Origin of the sequence: Enterobacter sp. NFIX59 (genome assembly GCF_900113755.1) — a bacterium.
GTDB lineage: Bacteria > Pseudomonadota > Gammaproteobacteria > Enterobacterales > Enterobacteriaceae > Enterobacter > Enterobacter pseudoroggenkampii.
Genome location: NZ_FOQN01000002.1, coordinates 242,619 through 261,076, shown reverse-complemented (window position 1 = coordinate 261,076; position 18,458 = coordinate 242,619). Strand labels below are relative to the sequence as shown.

The following is an 18,458-nucleotide window of genomic DNA, read 5'->3' as shown; positions in this document are numbered from 1 at the left end:
GCCTTGTGCTATGATTCGCAACTTTGGAGCCTCTGCTTACAGCAGAATCGCATTTCTACCGCTGTCCACTTTCAGCGGAATAACAACATCTTGTGGTGACAGATGAACAGTGGTTATCTGCATTTTCCGGAATTTGATCCGGTCATTTTCTCAGTAGGACCTGTTTCGCTTCACTGGTACGGTCTGATGTACCTGGTGGGCTTCATTTTTGCCATGTGGCTCGCTGGCCGTCGCGCCAGCCGTCCTGGCAGCGGCTGGACCAAAAACGAAGTTGAAAACCTGCTGTATGCGGGCTTCCTCGGCGTGTTCCTCGGTGGCCGTATCGGGTATGTGCTGTTCTATAACTTCCCGGTATTCCTGAACGATCCGCTCTATCTGTTCCGCGTCTGGGACGGAGGCATGTCCTTCCACGGCGGCCTGATTGGTGTGATTCTGGTGATGGTGATTTTTGCCAAACGCACCAAACGCAACTTCTTCCAGGTTTCAGATTTTATCGCACCGCTGATCCCGTTTGGTCTCGGCGCTGGTCGTCTGGGCAACTTTATCAACGGTGAACTGTGGGGCCGCGTCGACCCGAGCGTGCCGTACACGATGCTCTTCCCGGGCTCCCGCGCAGAAGACATCGCGCTGCTGCCATCGCATCCGGAGTGGCAGTCCATTTTCGATACCTACGGCGTTCTGCCGCGCCATATGTCTCAGCTGTATGAGCTGGCGCTGGAAGGCGTGGTGCTGTTTATCATCCTCAACCTGTTTATTCGCAAGCCGCGCCCGATGGGGGCTGTTTCCGGGCTGTTCCTGATTGGCTATGGCGCGTTCCGCATCATCGTCGAATTCTTCCGCCAGCCTGACGCACAGTTTACCGGCGAGTGGGTACAGTACATCAGCATGGGGCAGATCCTCTCCATTCCGATGATTGTCGCGGGTGCCATTATGATGATTTGGGCGTATCGTCGTCGTCCACAGCAACAAATTTCCTGAGGAACCATGAAACAGTATCTTGAATTGATGAAAAAAGTGCTCGATGAGGGCACGCCGAAAAACGACCGCACCGGTACCGGTACGCTCTCCATTTTTGGCCACCAGATGCGCTTCAATCTGCAAGAAGGCTTCCCGCTGGTGACGACAAAGCGCTGCCACCTGCGCTCGATCATTCATGAACTGCTCTGGTTCCTGCAAGGTGATACCAACGTTGCGTATCTGCACGAAAATAACGTCTCAATCTGGGACGAGTGGGCAGATGAAAACGGCAACCTGGGCCCGGTTTACGGTAAGCAGTGGCGCGCATGGCCAACGCCTGATGGCCGCCATATTGACCAGATCACCACCGTGATGAACCAGCTGAAAAACGATCCGGACTCGCGCCGAATCATTGTTTCCGCCTGGAACGTCGGCGAGCTGGATAAAATGGCGCTGGCACCGTGCCACGCGTTCTTCCAGTTCTATGTGGCGGATGGAAAGCTTTCCTGCCAGCTCTACCAGCGCTCCTGTGACGTGTTCCTCGGCCTGCCGTTTAACATTGCCAGCTATGCGCTGTTAGTTCACATGATGGCGCAGCAGTGCGACCTGGAAGTGGGTGATTTTGTCTGGACCGGTGGGGATACCCATCTTTACAGCAACCATATGGAACAGACGCATCTCCAGCTGACCCGCGAACCGCGTGCGCTGCCGAAGCTGATTATCAAACGCAAACCGGCATCAATATTTGATTACCGCTTTGATGATTTCGAGATTGAGGGTTACGACCCGCATCCGGGCATCAAAGCGCCCGTCGCTATCTGATGCGATAAAGCGTGACACAACCGGTGCTATTTAGCGCCGGTTTTTTTCGCCTTTATCCCGTTTCCCGAGGCGCTATCCAGAAAGCGTGCAACGCGCTGCAACTCTCCCAATTCTCCGGACAACACCTCGTAAAACGAGGATCCGTCGCTCGTCATCTTCACGGCGCTTCGCCACACTCCCGGTATGAAAAAAGAGAACGGTTTTACGCTTATCGAAACGCTTGTCGCCGTTTCGCTTGTCGTTATCCTCAGCGCCTCAGGTCTGTACGGCTGGGACAGCTGGCAACGACAGCAGCGGCTGTGGCAAACCGCCAGTCAGGTGCGAGATTACCTGCTTTTTCTGCGCAACCATGCCAACCGGCACAACAGCGACCATCTTATTACCCTTCAGCGGGCGGGAGGCGGGGACTGTCTGGTGAGCTCTGCCGTGCAGGGCTGTAAGAAGGAGAGTCCCTTTGTGCTGATTCCGCCCTGGCCTGAGGTCGAGGTCAGTGAGGTCACGCCGTCGCTGGGGTTTTATGGATTAAGGGATACAGCGTGGGCAGGGCGGATACGCGTTCAAAGCCGTGCCGGAGCATGGCTGATTATTGTCTCAAATGGAGGACGCATCAGGATGTGTCAGGTCTCTGAGGGAGGTTCATGTTGATGAGGCAGCGCGGTTTCTCACTGACTGAAGTGCTGATTGCCACGGCGATTAGCAGCCTTTTGCTGATAAGCGCGTCGCGTTTTTTACCCGGCTTGCAGCGGGCAGTCTTACTACAATCCGGCCAGAGAGAGCTGGAGGAAGAGGTCTGGCAACACCTGTTTGCCCTGGGCAAACAGCTTCAGCGTGCGGGGTACTGTGCGGGAAACTGTCAGGGACAGGCGCTGGTGACCGCGAGGCTTGGAGGCTGCGTCATTGTACGCTGGGATGCCAACAGTAACGGCAACTGGGATAGCAGCGCATCAGAAAATGACAGCACCGGTTTTCGTCTGGAATCCGGCGCGCTGGAAACCCAGCGTGGGGCGACGTCGTGTGAAGGAAAAGGGTGGGAAAAGCTCACGGACCCGGACAGGCTGGTAATCACGCGCTTTGTGGTGAGCAAAGTTGAACATGCCGGTTTTGCGCCAGAGGTAAATATCGAACTGGCCGCGATGCGTAAAGGCGGGCAGGGAGAGCCCTGGGAGGCGTTGTATACGGTCACGGGGTACAACCTGTGAATCGTCAACGCGGAATGTCTTCACTGGCCCTGGTTCTGCTTTTACTGGTGCTCGGTACCCTGATCCTGTCGGGTCTCAATCAGCAGCTGACAACATTTAGCGCGCTCGTTGGCGGCGAGAGCCGCTCGCTTCAGCAGCAGGCGAAGGTACAGTCCGCGCTTGAGTGGGGACGGGTTCAGGGCTGGTCATCAGAGCTGCAGGTTCAGTGCAAAAAGACATCGGCGTGGCGAGTCTGTTTGCGCCAGCTGAGTGAGGCGCGTGTGCTGCTGATTGCCGGAGACAGTGACCTGCTGCTCTGGCGCGCAGGAGAGATTGTCGACGGGAAAATTCGCTTTTCGCCTCACGGCTGGAGTGATTTTTGTCCACTAAAGGAGAGCGCGTTATGTCAGCTGCCGTGAGCAGAGAAAAAGGGTTTAGCATGGTTGAGGTCCTGCTGGCGATGATGCTGCTGGTAATCGTCGTGACGGCTCTGTCGGGTTATCACCGGGCGCTGGCGGCGCGGTTTAGCGTGTTTAACCAGTATCGCCAGCTCTGGCACCATGCCTGGAATCAGTCTCAGCTCTCAACAAATGTTCTCCCCGCAGGCTGGCAGGCCAGTCGGGGGCAGACAACGCTCGCAGGATGTGTCAGCATCACGGTTACACTAATTTCTCCTCTGGGGCGGCGCGGTGAGATAACGCGTCTGCATTGCCCGGTTAGCCAGTAGTCGGGAGCGTCTATGTTAAGGGTCTACCACTCAAATCGTCTGGATGTGCTGGAAGCACTGATGGAGTTTATCGTTGAGCGCGAGCGGCTTGACGATCCTTTTGAGCCTGAAATGGTGCTGGTGCAGAGCACCGGTATGGCACAGTGGCTGCAAATGTCGCTTTCCCGTAAATTTGGCATAGCCGCGAATATTGATTTCCCGCTGCCCGCGAGCTTTATCTGGGAGATGTTTGTTCGCGTGTTGCCGGACATCCCCGAGCAGAGCGCCTTCAACAAGCAGGCCATGAGCTGGAAGCTGATGGCGCTGCTGCCGGACATGCTGCAGCGTGATGAATTCGCCATGCTGCGCCACTACCTCAATGACGATACCGACAAGCGCAAGCTGTTCCAGCTGGCATCGCGCACCGCCGATCTTTATGACCAATACCTTGTTTACCGTTCTGACTGGTTAATTCGTTGGGAAGCGGGCGAGTTGGTTGAAGGCCTGCCGGAGGCGCAAATATGGCAGGCCCCGCTGTGGAAAGCGCTGGTAGAGCATACGGAGAAACTGGGCCAGCCTAAGTGGCACCGTGCCAATCTCTACGAGCGGTTTATCTCGATACTTGAAAATGCGTCGGAGCGCCCGGCCCGACTGCCGTCACGCGTTTTTATCTGCGGAATATCCGCATTACCCCCTGTCTATCTAAAGGCGTTGAATGCGCTGGGTAAGCATATTGATATCCATATTTTGTTCACCAACCCCTGCCGACAATACTGGGGGGATATCCTCGACGAACGCTGGCTTGCGCGGCTGGTGAGCCGCCAAAGAAAGCGCCTTTTTGAAGAGCGTGCCGTCCCGCTGTTTAAAAACGGCTCGACTGCCGGGCAGCTTTTCGATAAAGACGGTATCCAGAACCTGCCCAATCCGCTGCTTGCCTCATGGGGGAAGCTGGGGCGTGACTACATTCATATGCTTTCAGACATCACTTCCTCAGGGGAAGGTGACGTGGATGCCTTTGTTGAGATCGCCCCGGACAGCCTGCTGCATAATATTCAGTTAGATATTCTGGATCTGGAAAACCGTGCCGTCATGGGCGTGACGGCGAACGAGTTCGAACGCAGCGATAATAAGCGAAAACTGGATCCTGACGATCGCAGCGTCACGATCCACGTTTGCCACAGCCCGCAGCGTGAGGTCGAAGTGCTTCACGACCAACTGCTGGCGATGCTGCAGGAGGACCCCGATCTGACGCCACGCGATATCGTGGTGATGGTGGCGGATATCGACAGCTACAGTCCCTTTATTCAGGCCGTCTTTGGCAGCGCGACGGGCGAGCGATACCTGCCTTACGCTATCTCTGACCGTCGTGCCCGTCAGTCGCATCCGGTATTGCAGGCGTTTATCACTCTTCTGTCACTGCCGGATAGCCGGTTTATCTCCGAAGATGTCCTGGCATTGCTGGATGTTCCCGTGCTGGCTGCACGCTTCAACATCAATGAAGAGGGCCTGCGCTATCTTCGTCAGTGGGTGAATGAGTCTGGCGTTCGCTGGGGGATCGATGACGATAACGTTCAGGAGTTCGAGCTTCCCCCAACCGGGCAGCACACCTGGCGATTTGGCCTGACGCGTATGCTGCTGGGCTACGCCATGGAGAGCAGCCAGGGCGAGTGGAATGAGGTGCTGCCTTACGATGAGTCCAGCGGGTTAATTGCTGAACTGGTGGGGCATTTAGCGTCGCTATTAATGCAGCTTAACCGCTGGCGATATGCGCTGTTGCAGCCGCGTCCACTTGAAGAATGGCTCCCGGTTTGCAGGGCGTTGCTTAATGATTTCTTCCTGCCAGACAGTGACACCGAAGCGGCCATGGCGCTCATTGAAACCCAGTGGCAGGCAATCATCGACGAAGGCGTGAATTCCCACTATCAGGAGGCCATCCCGCTGTCGCTGTTGCGGGATGAGCTGACGCAGCGGCTTGACCAGGAGCGAATCAGCCAGCGTTTCCTGGCGGGTCCTGTCAATATCTGTACCCTGATGCCCATGCGCTCTATCCCGTTCAGGGTGGTCTGCCTGCTTGGTATGAACGACGGTGTGTATCCGCGGGCGCTGCCGCCGCTGGGGTTCGACTTGATGAGCGCAAACCCAAAACGGGGGGATCGTAGCCGCCGTGATGATGACCGCTACCTCTTCCTTGAAGCGCTCATTTCCGCTCAGAGTAAGCTCTATATCAGCTATATCGGTCGTTCCATTCAGGACAACAGTGAGCGTTTCCCCTCTGTACTGGTGCAGGAGCTGGTGGACTATATCGGCCAGAGCCACTACCTGCCGGGAGATGAAGCGCGCAACTGCGATGAAAGCGAGCAGAGGGTGAAAGCCCATATCACCTGTTTCCACAGCCGCATGCCGTTTGACCCGGTGAACTACACAGCCAGCGAGCGCCAGAGCTATGCACAGGAGTGGCTACCGGCGGCGAAAAAGGAGGGGAATGCGCATACCGATTTCATTCAGGAACTTGATCCGCGCCCAATCGACACTCTGACCTTCGAACAGCTTCAGCGGTTTTGGGCGCATCCAGTGCGCGCCTTCTTCCAGCAACGACTGCAGGTCAACTTCCGCTCTGAAGAGAGCGAAATTCCTGAGGCAGAGCCGTTTACGCTGGAAGGTCTGGAACGCTACCAGTTAAACCTGCAGCTGCTGAATGCGCTGGTTGAAGAGGAAGATGCGGACAAGCTTTACCGTCGCTACCGCGCTGCGGGTCAGCTGCCTTACGGCGCGTTCGGGGAAATTGTCTGGGAGGCGCAGTGCCAGGAGATGACCGCTCTGGCGGAGCGCGTGAGAGCGTGCCGACAGCCGGGGAAAAGTATTGAAATCGATCTCAACTGCAACGGGGTACAGCTCACGGGCTGGTTAACCCAGGTTCAGCCGGACGGGCTGCTGCGCTGGCGGCCCTCAATGCTGAGCGTTTCGCAGGGATTGCAACTCTGGCTGGAACATCTTGTCTACAGTGCGGGTGGGCATAAAGGCGAAAGCCGGATTTTCGTGCGCAAAGAGGGCGAATGGCGCTTCCCACCGATGGAGTCTGAACAGGCGTTACGGTACCTGTCTTTGTACATTGAGGGCTACCGTCAGGGAATGAACAAACCGCTCCTGTTACTGCCGGAAAGTGGCGGAGCGTGGATAAAAGCCTGTTATGACGCGCAGAATGATGCGATGTTAACGGATGAGGCTTCGCTGCAGAAAGCACGCAGTAAATTTATGCAGGCCTATGAAGGTAACATGATGGTGCGTGGCGAAGGTGAAGATGTCTGGTATCAGCGCTTATGGCGAACCCTTGAGCCAGAGTACTTCGAGGCTATCACGGAAGAGGCGCAGCGCTACCTGCTGCCGTTGTTTAAATTTAATCAGTCCTGAGTGCTGTATAAAAATTGCGCAGCACGGGGTGTTCATTTATGATGCACTTCTTATCACGGACTGATGTACCCAATAAAGAGATGTTGGCGTGTCCAGCACGCAATGTGTTAATGATGTAGCCGTGATAAAGAGGTAGCACCTTGTTTAAAGCGTTTGTTTTGTTTTTCGCCCTCTGGGTACCCGTCACTCAGGCAGACTCCGGTTGGCAACCCGTTCAGGAAACTATTCGTAAAAGCGAAAAAGATACCCGTCAATATCAGGCTATTCGTCTTGATAACGGCATGACCGTACTGCTGGTTTCCGATCCGCAGGCGGTGAAATCCCTTTCGGCATTAGTGGTGCCGGTTGGATCGCTGGAAGATCCTGACGCTCATCCTGGGCTTGCACACTATCTGGAACATATGACGCTGATGGGGTCAAAAAAATACCCGCAGCCAGATAGCCTGTCCGAATTTCTGAAAATGCATGGCGGCAGCCACAATGCCAGCACGGCACCGTACCGCACGGCCTTTTATCTTGAAGTCGAAAATGATGCGCTGGAAGGGGCGGTCGATCGCCTTGCTGATTCCATCGCCGCGCCGTTGCTGGATAAAAAATATGCCGATCGTGAACGCAATGCGGTGAATGCCGAGCTGACCATGGCCCGCACGCGAGACGGTATGCGCATGGCCCAGGTCAGTGCCGAAACCATCAACCCTGCACACCCGGGTTCGCGTTTCTCCGGCGGTAACCTTGAGACGTTAAGCGACAAACCGAACAGCCCGGTGCTGGATGCCCTGCACACGTTTCGCGATAAATACTACTCCGCCAACCTGATGAAAGCGGTCATCTACAGCAATAAACCGTTGCCGGAGCTGGCAGACATGGCGGCTAAAACGTTTGGCCGGGTGCCGAATAAAAATATCGACCTGCCGCAAATAAACGTCCCGGTGGTTACGGACGCGCAAAAAGGCATCGTTATCCACTACGTGCCGGCGCTGCCGCGCAAAGTGCTGCGCGTGGAATTCCGCATCGATAACAACACCGCACAGTTCCGCAGTAAAACCGATGAGCTGGTCACCTACCTGATAGGTAACCGTAGCCCGGGTACGCTGTCTGACTGGCTGCAAAAACAGGGGCTGGTGGAAGGCATTCGCGCCGACTCCGATCCGGTTGTGAACGGCAATAGCGGCGTGCTGGCGATCTCCGCCACCCTGACCGACAAAGGACAGGCCAACCGTGATGAAGTCGTGGCGGCTATCTTCAGCTACCTCGCTTTACTGCGCGAGAAAGGCGTCGATAAGCGCTATTTTGATGAACTTGCCCACGTGCTGGATCTCGATTTCCGCTACCCGTCCATCACCCGCGACATGGATTACGTTGAGTGGCTGGCGGATACCATGATCCGCGTGCCGGTGGAACATACCCTCGATGCGGTCAATATTGCCGACCGGTATGATGCCGGGGCGGTAAAAGCTCGCCTGGCGATGATGACGCCGGAGAATGCCCGCATCTGGTACATCAGCCCGAACGAACCGCATAACAAGACGGCGTACTTTGTCGATGCCCCTTATCAGGTAGATAAAATCAGCGCACAGACCTTCGCCGACTGGCAGAAAAAGGCCGGGGAGATTGCGTTGAAGCTGCCGGAGCTGAACCCCTATATTCCGGATGACTTCTCGCTGACCAAAACGACTAAAGATTACCCGCACCCGGCGCTGATCATTGATGAGCCAACGCTGCGCGTCGTGTATACCCCAAGCCGCTATTTCGCCAGCGAGCCAAAGGCCGATGTCAGCGTGGTGCTGCGTAACCCGAAAGCGATGAACAGCGCCAAAAATCAGGTGATGTTCGCGCTCAATGACTATCTCGCCGGGATTGCGCTCGATCAGCTCAGCAACCAGGCGGCCGTGGGCGGCATCAGCTTTTCCACCAACGCCAACAACGGTTTGATGCTCAATGCAAACGGCTATACCCAGCGTTTGCCTCAGTTGTTCCAGGCACTGCTGGAAGGGTATTTCAGCTACACGCCGACGGAAGAGCAGCTTGAGCAGGCCAAATCGTGGTACGCCCAGATGATGGATTCTGCCGAGAAGGGCAAAGCTTACGATCTGGCGCTTATGCCGGCGCAAATGCTGTCGCAGGTTCCTTATTTCCAGCGAGAAGACCGCCGCGCGCTGCTGCCTTCGATCTCCTTAAAAGACGTGCTGGCGTACCGTGACGCGCTGAAAACCAACACGCGCCCGGAGTTCCTGATCGTCGGCAACATGAGTGAGGATCAGGCCAAAACCCTGGCGGAGAATGTGCGCACTCAGCTCGGTTCGAAAGGCGACGAGTGGTGCCGCAACCAGGACGTGCTGGTTGAGAAAAAGCAGAATGTGATTTTTGAAAAGACGGGTAACAGCACGGATTCCGCGCTGGCCGCGGTCTTTGTGCCAACGGGGTATGATGAATTCGCCAGCTCAGCGCAGAGCGCCGTGCTGGGACAAATTATTCAGCCGTGGTTCTATAACCAGTTACGCACAGAAGAGCAGCTTGGCTACGCGGTATTTGCCTTCTCCATGAACGTCGGCCGACAGTGGGGGCTGGGCTTCCTGCTGCAAAGCAGCGACAAACAGCCGGCGTATCTCTGGCAGCGTTACCAGGCCTTCTTCCCTCAGGTGGAAGCAAAGCTGCGCACGATGAAGCCGGAAGAGTTTGCTCAGATCCAGCAGGCCGTCATCGCGCAGGTGATGCAGCCGCCGCAGACGCTGGGTGAAGAAGCCTCGCAGCTGAGCAAAGATTTCGATCGCGGTAATCTGAATTTTGATTCGCGTGATAAAGTAGTGGCCGAGATAAAACAGCTGACGCCGCAGAAGGTTGCCGACTTCTTCCATCAGGCGGTCATTAAGCCGCAGGGTATCACCATCCTGTCCCAGGTTTCCGGTAGCCAGAACGGGAAAACGGAGTACGTGAACCCGAAAGGCTGGAAAGTCTGGAAAAGCGTCAGCGCGCTGCAGCAATCTATGCCCTGGAGTAAGAAAGAATGACCGATACCGCTGAGACCCTTGATCCCTTACGTTTACCTCTGCAGGGTGAACGATTGATTGAAGCCTCAGCGGGAACGGGAAAAACCTTCACCATCGCCGCCCTCTATCTGCGTCTGCTGCTGGGGCTTGGCGGCAACGCCGCTTTTCCACGCCCTTTGAGCGTGGAAGAGCTGCTGGTGGTGACCTTCACCGAGGCTGCTACCGCTGAGCTGCGGGGCCGTATTCGTACCAATATCCACGAGCTACGCATCGCCTGTCTGCGTCAGAGCACGGATAACCCTCTCTACGCGAGCCTTCTGGAAGAGATTGCCGATAAGCAACAGGCAGCACAGTGGCTGCTCCTCGCCGAACGGCAGATGGATGAAGCGTCCGTCTTCACCATTCACGGTTTTTGCCAGCGCATGCTGAGCCTGAATGCGTTTGAATCCGGCATGCTGTTCGAACAGCAGCTTATTGAAGATGAATCCGTGCTTCGCTATCAGGCCTGCGCGGATTTCTGGCGTCGCCATTGCTACCCGTTACCGCGCGATATCGCCGAAGCCGTACACGCGTTGTGGAAGGGCCCGGAGGCGCTGCTGCGCGCTATCGATCGTTATCTGCAGGGGGAAGCGCCAGTCATCAAATCCCCGCCGCCGGCAGATGAAACGCTGGCCTCACGGCATGAAAAAATCATCGCGCAGATTGCCGACATCAAGCAAAAATGGCTTGAGTCCGTTGGCGAGATTGACGCAATCATCGAAAATTCCGGGATTGACCGACGCAAGTTTAACCGTGGCAATCAGGGGAAATGGATCGACAAGATCGGCGCCTGGGCGCAGGAAGAGACGCGAGGCTACCAGCTCCCGGACGCGCTGGAGAAATTCTCCCAACGTTTCCTGGTTGAGCGGACCAAAGCCGACGGCATTGTCCCTGAGCATCCCCTGTTTGTGGCGATTGAATCCCTGCTGGCGGAGCCCTTAACGCTCAACGATCTGATGATTACCCGCGCCATGACGGAAATTCGCGAAGCCGTCGCGCGTGAGAAACGCCGCCGGGGTGAACTGGGTTTCGACGATATGCTGAGCCGCCTTGATGCGGCGCTGTGCAGTGAAAACGGTGAAGCGCTTGCCGCCGCGATCCGCACCCGTTTCCCGGTGGCGATGATCGACGAATTTCAGGATACCGACCCGCAGCAGTACCGCATTTTCCGCCGTATCTGGCGCCAGCAGCCCGACACCGCGCTGCTGTTAATCGGCGATCCGAAACAGGCTATCTACGCCTTCCGCGGTGCGGATATTTTCACCTACATGAAAGCCCGCAGTGAGGTTGACGCGCACTACACGCTCGATACCAACTGGCGCTCCTCTCCCGGCATGGTGGAAAGCGTCAACGGGCTCTTCAGCCGCATGGATACGGCGTTTATGTTCCGGGAGATCCAGTTTCAGCCGGTAAAGTTTGCTGAGAAAAATGCCTCGTTGCGCTTCGAGTTCAACGGCGAGACGCAGCCTGCCATGAACTTCTGGCTGCTGGATGGGGAAGGCTGCGGCGTTGCCGACTATCAAAATGCCATGGCCCAGCACTGTGCCGCGCAAATCCGTGACTGGCTCAGTGCGGGCGCGCGCGGTGACGCGCTGCTGTGGAAGGGGGATAACCCCACCCCGGTAAAGGCATCGGATATTACGGTACTGGTGCGTAGCCGTCAGGAGGCCGCACTCATCCGCGACGCCCTGACGTTACTGAATATCCCCTCCGTCTATCTCTCAAACCGCGACAGCGTCTTTGAAACGCTGGAAGCGCAGGAGATGCTATGGCTGCTGCAGGCCGTGCTGGCCCCGGAGCGGGAAAGCACGCTGCGCAGCGCACTGGCGAGCGCGATGCTCGGGCTGAACGCGCGGGATATTGATGCGCTCAACAATGACGAAGCCGCATGGGATGCCGTGGTCGAAGAGTTTGTTCGCTACCGCGAAAAATGGCAGAAGCGCGGGGTAATGGCGATGGTGCGCGAGCTCATGGCGCAGCGCCACATTGCGGAGAATATGCTGGCGACAGCAGGCGGCGAGCGCCGTTTAACCGATATTTTACATATCAGCGAACTGTTGCAGGAAGCGGGTACGCAGCTGGAGAGCGAGCACGCTCTGGTGCGCTGGCTGGCGCAGCAGATTGCCGATCCGAACAGCAATTCGTCCAGCCAGCAGATGCGCCTCGAGAGTGATAAACATCTGGTGCAGATCGTCACCATTCACAAATCGAAAGGCCTGGAATATCCGCTGGTCTGGCTGCCGTTTATCGCCAATTACCGCGTGCAGGATCAGGCTTTTTACCACGATCGCGAATCGTTTGAGGCGGTGCTCGATCTCAGCAACGCGGAGTCCAGCGTTGAGCTGGCAGAGGCTGAACGTCTGGCGGAAGATTTGCGCCTGCTCTACGTGGCGCTGACCCGTTCGATCTGGCACTGCAGCCTGGGCGTTGCGCCTCTGTTCCGGCGTCGGGGCGAAAAGAGCGGGGAGAGCGATTTTCATCTGAGCGCGCTGGGGCGGCTTATTCAGCAGGGTGAACCCAAAGACGCGGCTGGCCTGCGCCAGTGCATCGAATCCCTTTGCTCTGAGCATGTTGCCCTGCATATTCCTTCGCTGCCCGACAACAGCCGCTGGCAGATGCCGGAGCTGCGTGATTCTGCGCTCCATGCCCGCCAGGTTGTGCGTACGATAGCCGACGACTGGCGCGTCACCAGCTACTCCGGTTTACAACAGCACGGGCAGAGTATCGCTCAGGATCTGATGCCAAAACTGGACGTGGATGCCGCGGGGGCCGGTAGCGTACCCGCTGAGCCGGTGCTCACGCCGCACCAGTTCCCGCGCGGCGCTTCTCCAGGCACGTTTTTGCACAGCCTGTTTGAAGAGCTGGATTTTACCCAGCCGGTTTCCGAAGAGTGGGTGCTGAAGATGTTACAGAGCGGTGGTTACGACGCGCATTGGCAGCCGGTTCTCACCGACTGGATCCGCGCGGTTCTGCATGCTCCGCTCACCGCGCAGGGGATCTCGCTTAGCCAGTTGACTACCAAAGATAAGCAGGTGGAGATGGAGTTTTATCTCCCCATCGCCAGCCCGCTCAGGGCTGAGGCGCTTGATGCGGTGATCCGCGAGTACGATCCGTTATCCGCCGGGTGCCCGCCGCTGAACTTCCGCCAGGTGCAGGGGATGCTCAAAGGTTTTATCGACCTGGTTTTCCGCCACGAAGGGCGCTACTACCTGCTGGATTACAAATCGAACTGGCTGGGTGAAAGCAGCGAAGCCTACACGCAAGACGCGATGGCCGCGGCCATGCAGATGCATCGCTACGATCTGCAGTACCAGCTTTATACCCTGGCGCTGCACCGTTACCTGCGCCATCGCATGGCTGATTACCGCTACGAAGCGCATTTTGGCGGCGTAATTTACCTGTTCCTGCGCGGAGTGGATGCTAACGACCCGCGTTCCGGCGTCTTTAGCACGCGTCCGGCTGCGGAACTGATTGAAAAAATGGATAACCTGTTTGCTGCAGGCACGGAGGAGGTGGCATGACGATGCAGGCACTACTGCTGGACGCGGTAGAACAACGATTACTGCGCCACCTGGATGTGCAGTTCGCCATGATGGTGGCAGGTGAGGAGCCTGCCGTCATGCTTGCCGCCGCCATTATGAGCAAAGACGCGGGGGAGGGGCACGTGTGTCTGCCGCTGTCGCGTCTGGCGGTGGATGAGAAGATGCCTCCGGTTTTACAGGCGTGCTTCGCGCTGCTGGGTGACGCAGTGGACTGGCAGGCGATATTACTCGGCTCGCCTGCCGTGAGCGGAGCCGATACCGGGACGCCGATGATCCTGGTCGGCGAGCGTTTGTATCTTAACCGGCTCTGGCGTAACGAACTGACGGTAGCGCGCTTTTTCAGCGAGACCAACGCCCCGCTTCCCTGCGATGAAGCACAGCTCCGGCAAACGCTGGATGCGCTGTTTACCTCTGACGACGAGACAGACTGGCAGAAAGTGGCGGCTGCCGTAGCCTTAACGCGACGGATCTCAGTGATTTCTGGCGGCCCGGGTACCGGGAAAACGACCACCGTGGCAAAACTGCTTGCCGCGTTGATTCAGTTATCGGGTGAGCAAAAGTGCCGTATTCGCCTGGCGGCCCCCACCGGTAAAGCGGCGGCACGTCTGACGGAGTCGTTAGGCGGCGCGCTGCAAAAGCTGCCGCTAACCGGGGAGCAGCTTGCGCTTTTCCCTAATGAAGCCAGCACGCTGCACCGTTTGCTTGGCGCACAGCCGGGTAGCCAGCGTCTGCGCTATCATGCCGGTAATCCGCTGCACCTTGACGTGCTGGTGGTGGATGAAGCCTCAATGATTGACCTGACGATGATGTCGCGTTTGATCGATGCGCTCCCGCCGCACGCGCGCGTCATTTTCCTCGGCGATCGTGACCAGCTTGCCTCCGTTGAGGCGGGGGCGGTACTGGGTGATATCTGTACCTATGCCAGCCTGGGATATACCGCTGAACGCGCTCAGGAGTTAGCCCGTCTCACCGGATGCTCGCTCACCTCTGAAAATCATTCGCTAGCAGGGGCGCTGCGCGACAGCCTGTGTCTGCTGCAAAAAAGCTACCGTTTCGGCAGCGACTCCGGCATCGGCCAGCTTGCGGCAGCGGTGAACCGGGGCGACCGGCGCGCCACCACGGCGGTATTTGACGGAACCTTTACGGATATTGAGAAAAAATCGCTGCAAAGCGCGGAAGAGTATCAGGCGATGCTTGACGACGCCCTGCAGGGGTACCAGCGCTTTCTGACGGACGTACAACAGCAAAGTACGCCGGAGCAGGTCATTGCCGCGTTTGGCGAATATCAGTTGCTCTGTGCGCTGAGGGAAGGCCCCTTTGGTGTCCGGGGTCTTAACGACAGGCTGGAACAGCTGCTGGCGCAAAAACGCAAAATTAACCGTACCCCGCACTCGCGCTGGTATGAAGGGCGACCGGTGATGATCTCCCGTAACGACAGCGCGCTGGGATTGTTTAACGGGGATATCGGGATTGCGCTCGACTGCGGTCAGGGACTGCGCGTCTGGTTCCAGATGCCGGACGGGAGCGTGAAGTCTTTCCAGCCCAGCCGTTTGCCCGAGCATGAAACCGCCTGGGCGATGACGGTGCATAAATCCCAGGGCTCCGAATTTAACCACGCGGCGCTGATCCTGCCCACGCAGCTTTCCCCCGTCATTACCCGAGAGCTGATCTATACCGCCATAACGCGTGCGCGTCAGCGCCTGTCGCTCTATACCGATGAACGCGTGCTGGTGCAGGCGATTGCCACCCGTACGGAACGTCGAAGCGGGCTGGGCGCGATATTTGAGTCCCTCTGAACGAAGCCCTCGCCGGACGGTGAGGGCGTCGTATTATCCCAGGTCAGCCATCAGCACTTTTGAGCGGCGCTGATAGTTGTACATCTCTTTCTTCGTTTCCGGCAGAGAATCGATATCCACCGGCGTGAACCCGCGCTCCTGGAACCAGTGAATGCTGCGCGTCGTCAGGACGAACAGCTTGCTCAGCCCCATCTGGCGCGCCTGTGCCGCCACGCGCTCAAGCAGCATTTCACCGCGAGAAGAGCTGCGGTAATCAGGATGCACCGCCACGCAGGCCATTTCACCGATCTTCTCTTCCGGGAACGGATAGAGCGCGGCGCAGGCAATAGTCAGGTTATCGCGCTGAATAATGGTGAATTTGTCGATCTCCATCTCCAGCTGTTCGCGTGAGCGACGCACCAGAATACCCTGCTGTTCCAGCGGGCGGATCAGTTCCAGAATGCCGCCGATATCGTTGATGGTGGCGCGGCGGATCTGCTCCGCACTCTCCATCACAATCTGCGTACCAATACCGTCGCGGGAGAACAGCTCCTGCAGCAATGCCCCGTCTTCCTGATAGCTGATCAGGTGGCTGCGGCGCACACCGCTGCGGCAGGCCTTCACGGCGCCACGCAGGAAGCGGACGGTGCCGGAGTGGTAATCGCCTTCGGCTTCCAGCGCCTCCACGCGGGCCTGGGCTTCGTTCGGGAAGAGTTCCGGCACGATTGTTCCTTCATCGTTCACCACGCCCTGGGAGGAGCAGAACCCAATCATTTTTTCCGCCTTCAGCTTGATCGCCAGCTGCGTGGCAATCTCTTCAGACGTCAGGTTAAAGCTTTCGCCGGTCACGGAAACGGCGACCGGGCCCATCAGCACGATGGCACCGCTGTCCAGCTGGCGATGAATGGCTTCTTCATCAATACGACGAATACGGCCGCTGTGACAGTAATCCACGCCATCGTCCACGCCAAGCGGCTGGGCAATGATAAAGTTGCCGCTCACGACGTTGATATGCGCCCCCTGCAGCGGCGTGTTGTTCAGGCTCATGGACAGGCGAGCGGTAATATCCAGCTGCAGCAGACCCGCCGCCTGTTTCACCAGCTCCAGGGTTTTGGCATCGGTGACGCGGGTATGTTTGTGGTAAATCGGCTCGTGGTGGTGAGCGGCCAGGTTGGCGTCGATCTGCGGACGCGCGCCATACACCACCACCAGGCGGATCCCCAGGCTGTGCAGCAGGCCAATGTCATTGACGATGCTGGAAAAATTTTCATGCTCAATGGCTTCGCCGCCAAGCATGATGACAAACGTTTTTCCCCGATGGGCGTTGATATAGGGAACAGAATGGCGGAATCCCTGGACCAGTTCGGTTCTACGTTCCTTCACCATGGCACAACCCTTAATGAATGTTTATTCGTAATTTCTGTATTTTTATTCGATTGTGGTCGCGTGTGCAAGCGCAAATTTTCCGCGACCCACAGAAATTGGTAAGTAATCCGTGCGTTAGCGTATGATTGTTTACCCTTTTATAGATGACAGTTTATGCGTCATTCGTTAAAGTTTTCGGTCAATCTGGACATTTTGTATATCAGTCAGTGTTCTTGCTCGGGAGAAGCATGTCGGGATCCAATTCAGCAATAAGCCGCCGCCGTTTGTTAAAAGGGGCCGGGGCAATGTGGTTGCTTAGCGTCAGTCAGGTCGGTCTTGCCGCCACCAGCCAGGTCGTGGCGGTGCGCGTCTGGCCATCGTCGACCTATACGCGCGTGACGGTCGAATCCAATCGCGTGCTGAAATATAAGCAATTTGCCCTCAGCAACCCGGAGCGTGTGGTGGTGGATCTCGAAGGCGTTAACCTCAACTCCGTGCTGAAAGGAATGGCGGCGCAGATCCGCGGTGACGATCCGTTTATTAAATCGGCGCGCGTCGGGCAGTTTGATCCGCAAACCGTGCGCATGGTGTTTGAACTGAAGCAGAACGTTAAGCCGCAGCTATTTGCCCTGGCGCCTGTTGCGACCTTCAAAGAGCGCCTGGTGATGGATCTCTACCCGGCCAATGCGACGGATATTCAGGATCCGCTTCTTGCCCTGCTGGAGGATTACAACAAGGGCGATTTGGAGCGTCAGGTGCCCCCTGCGCAAAGCGGTCCGCAGCCGGGGAAAGCAGGGCGCGATCGTCCGATTGTGATCATGCTCGATCCAGGCCACGGTGGCGAAGACTCTGGCGCGGTGGGGAAATACCGTACGCGTGAAAAAGACGTGGTGCTGCAAATTGCGCGCCGCCTGAAAGCGTTGATTGATAAAGAAGGCAATATGCGCGCCTATATGACGCGTAATGAGGACGTCTTCATTCCGCTGAAGGTCCGGGTGGCGAAAGCGCAGAAGCAGCGTGCCGATTTGTTCGTGTCGATCCATGCGGATGCGTTTACCAGCCGTCAGCCAAGCGGCTCGTCGGTGTTTGCGCTCTCGACCAAAGGCGCGACCAGTACCGCCGCGAGATACCTTGCGGACACCCAGAACGCCTCTGACCTGATTGGTGGCGTGGGTAAAAGCGGCGATCGCTACGTCGACCACACCATGTTTGATATGGTGCAGTCGCTGACCATTAACGACAGCCTGAAGTTTGGTAAAGCGGTGCTGGGCAAGCTGGGCAACATCAATAAGCTGCATAAAAACAGCGTTGAACAGGCCGGGTTTGCGGTACTCAAGGCGCCGGATATCCCGTCCATTCTGGTAGAAACCGCGTTTATCAGTAACGTGGAAGAGGAGCGTAAGCTCAAGACGGCAAAATTCCAGCAGGAGGTTGCGGAGTCGATTCTTGCAGGGATTCGTGCGTATTTCTCTGACGGGGCGACGCTGGCGCGGCGCGGGTAGATCTTTTGGCCGGGTTCACACCCGGCAAATTCACAAACGACAGATACAAAAAAACACCCTTAAGGGTGTTTATTGTTTTAGAAGTGTTGGTTGCGGGGGCCGGATTTGAACCGACGACCTTCGGGTTATGAGCCCGACGAGCTACCAGGCTGCTCCACCCCGCGTCCGTCTTTCTAC

At 57.1% G+C, this 18,458-nt stretch carries 12 protein-coding genes and 1 tRNA gene; 11 read left to right on the top strand and 2 right to left on the bottom strand.

Features of this window, described 5'->3' with window-relative positions; genetic code table 11:
• Positions 1–102 precede the first annotated feature (102 nt).
• The 10 genes from lgt to recD all read left to right on the top strand — a co-directional run bounded on the left by lgt (position 103) and on the right by recD (position 15,435).
• Entirely contained in the window at positions 103–978 is an 876-nt protein-coding gene (gene lgt, locus BM007_RS09970; protein ID WP_023309046.1) for a prolipoprotein diacylglyceryl transferase, read from the top strand.
• A gap of 6 nt (positions 979–984) precedes the next feature.
• On the top strand, positions 985–1,779 hold the full coding sequence (thyA, locus tag BM007_RS09965) for a thymidylate synthase (RefSeq protein ID WP_014885081.1): 795 nt from the start codon (positions 985–987) through the stop codon (positions 1,777–1,779).
• Positions 1,780–1,962: 183 nt separating this feature from the next.
• The gene (locus BM007_RS09960) at positions 1,963–2,424 is read left to right on the top strand and encodes a prepilin peptidase-dependent protein (protein WP_090418516.1); all 462 of its coding nucleotides are present in this window, start codon (positions 1,963–1,965) and stop codon (positions 2,422–2,424) included.
• Complete coding sequence (locus BM007_RS09955; RefSeq protein WP_048990556.1) at positions 2,418–2,978, top strand: prepilin peptidase-dependent protein; 561 nt, start codon at positions 2,418–2,420, stop codon at positions 2,976–2,978. Before BM007_RS09960 ends, BM007_RS09955 begins: the two co-directional genes overlap by 7 nt.
• Positions 2,975–3,376 (top strand): DUF2509 family protein, encoded by a 402-nt coding sequence (locus BM007_RS09950; RefSeq protein WP_024909293.1) that lies wholly within the window; start codon positions 2,975–2,977, stop codon positions 3,374–3,376. Before BM007_RS09955 ends, BM007_RS09950 begins: the two co-directional genes overlap by 4 nt.
• On the top strand, positions 3,361–3,684 hold the full coding sequence (locus tag BM007_RS09945) for a prepilin-type N-terminal cleavage/methylation domain-containing protein (protein WP_024909292.1): 324 nt from the start codon (positions 3,361–3,363) through the stop codon (positions 3,682–3,684). Before BM007_RS09950 ends, BM007_RS09945 begins: the two co-directional genes overlap by 16 nt.
• Positions 3,685–3,696: 12 nt before the next feature.
• Positions 3,697–7,071 (top strand): exodeoxyribonuclease V subunit gamma, encoded by a 3,375-nt coding sequence (gene recC / locus BM007_RS09940; RefSeq protein WP_090418513.1) that lies wholly within the window; start codon positions 3,697–3,699, stop codon positions 7,069–7,071.
• A gap of 140 nt (positions 7,072–7,211) precedes the next feature.
• Positions 7,212–10,079, top strand: coding sequence for a pitrilysin (gene ptrA, locus BM007_RS09935; protein WP_090418510.1), 2,868 nt, complete (start codon positions 7,212–7,214; stop codon positions 10,077–10,079).
• A complete protein-coding gene (gene recB, locus BM007_RS09930; RefSeq protein ID WP_090418507.1) occupies positions 10,076–13,618 on the top strand; it encodes an exodeoxyribonuclease V subunit beta in 3,543 nt (1,180 codons plus the stop codon). Before ptrA ends, recB begins: the two co-directional genes overlap by 4 nt.
• On the top strand, positions 13,615–15,435 hold the full coding sequence (gene recD / locus BM007_RS09925; protein ID WP_090418503.1) for an exodeoxyribonuclease V subunit alpha: 1,821 nt from the start codon (positions 13,615–13,617) through the stop codon (positions 15,433–15,435). The genes recB and recD overlap by 4 nt, the downstream gene beginning before the upstream one ends.
• A gap of 33 nt (positions 15,436–15,468) precedes the next feature.
• Here the strand turns inward: recD and argA are convergent, their stop codons facing one another.
• A complete protein-coding gene (argA, locus tag BM007_RS09920) occupies positions 15,469–16,800 on the bottom strand; it encodes an amino-acid N-acetyltransferase (protein WP_008499655.1) in 1,332 nt (443 codons plus the stop codon).
• 227 nt (positions 16,801–17,027) lie between these two features.
• On the opposite strand from argA, the gene amiC reads away from it, so the two are divergent.
• Positions 17,028–18,281: an N-acetylmuramoyl-L-alanine amidase AmiC gene (gene amiC / locus BM007_RS09915; RefSeq protein WP_032648118.1), complete on the top strand. Its 1,254-nt coding sequence runs from the start codon at positions 17,028–17,030 to the stop codon at positions 18,279–18,281.
• An 87-nt stretch (positions 18,282–18,368) separates the two neighbouring features.
• Here amiC and BM007_RS09910 read toward each other — a convergent pair.
• Positions 18,369–18,445, bottom strand: a tRNA-Met gene (locus BM007_RS09910).
• Between the last annotated feature and the right edge of the window lie 13 nt (positions 18,446–18,458).

Coding starts and splice junctions, on each gene's coding strand:
- lgt (WP_023309046.1), top strand. CDS start 103: ATGAACAGTGGTTATCTGCATTTTCCGGAATTTGATCCGGTCATTTTC.
- thyA (WP_014885081.1), top strand. CDS start 985: ATGAAACAGTATCTTGAATTGATGAAAAAAGTGCTCGATGAGGGCACG.
- BM007_RS09960 (WP_090418516.1), top strand. CDS start 1,963: ATGAAAAAAGAGAACGGTTTTACGCTTATCGAAACGCTTGTCGCCGTT.
- BM007_RS09955 (WP_048990556.1), top strand. CDS start 2,418: ATGTTGATGAGGCAGCGCGGTTTCTCACTGACTGAAGTGCTGATTGCC.
- BM007_RS09945 (WP_024909292.1), top strand. CDS start 3,361: ATGTCAGCTGCCGTGAGCAGAGAAAAAGGGTTTAGCATGGTTGAGGTC.
- recC (WP_090418513.1), top strand. CDS start 3,697: ATGTTAAGGGTCTACCACTCAAATCGTCTGGATGTGCTGGAAGCACTG.
- recB (WP_090418507.1), top strand. CDS start 10,076: ATGACCGATACCGCTGAGACCCTTGATCCCTTACGTTTACCTCTGCAG.
- recD (WP_090418503.1), top strand. CDS start 13,615: ATGACGATGCAGGCACTACTGCTGGACGCGGTAGAACAACGATTACTG.
- argA (WP_008499655.1), bottom strand. CDS start 16,800: ATGGTGAAGGAACGTAGAACCGAACTGGTCCAGGGATTCCGCCATTCT.
- amiC (WP_032648118.1), top strand. CDS start 17,028: ATGTCGGGATCCAATTCAGCAATAAGCCGCCGCCGTTTGTTAAAAGGG.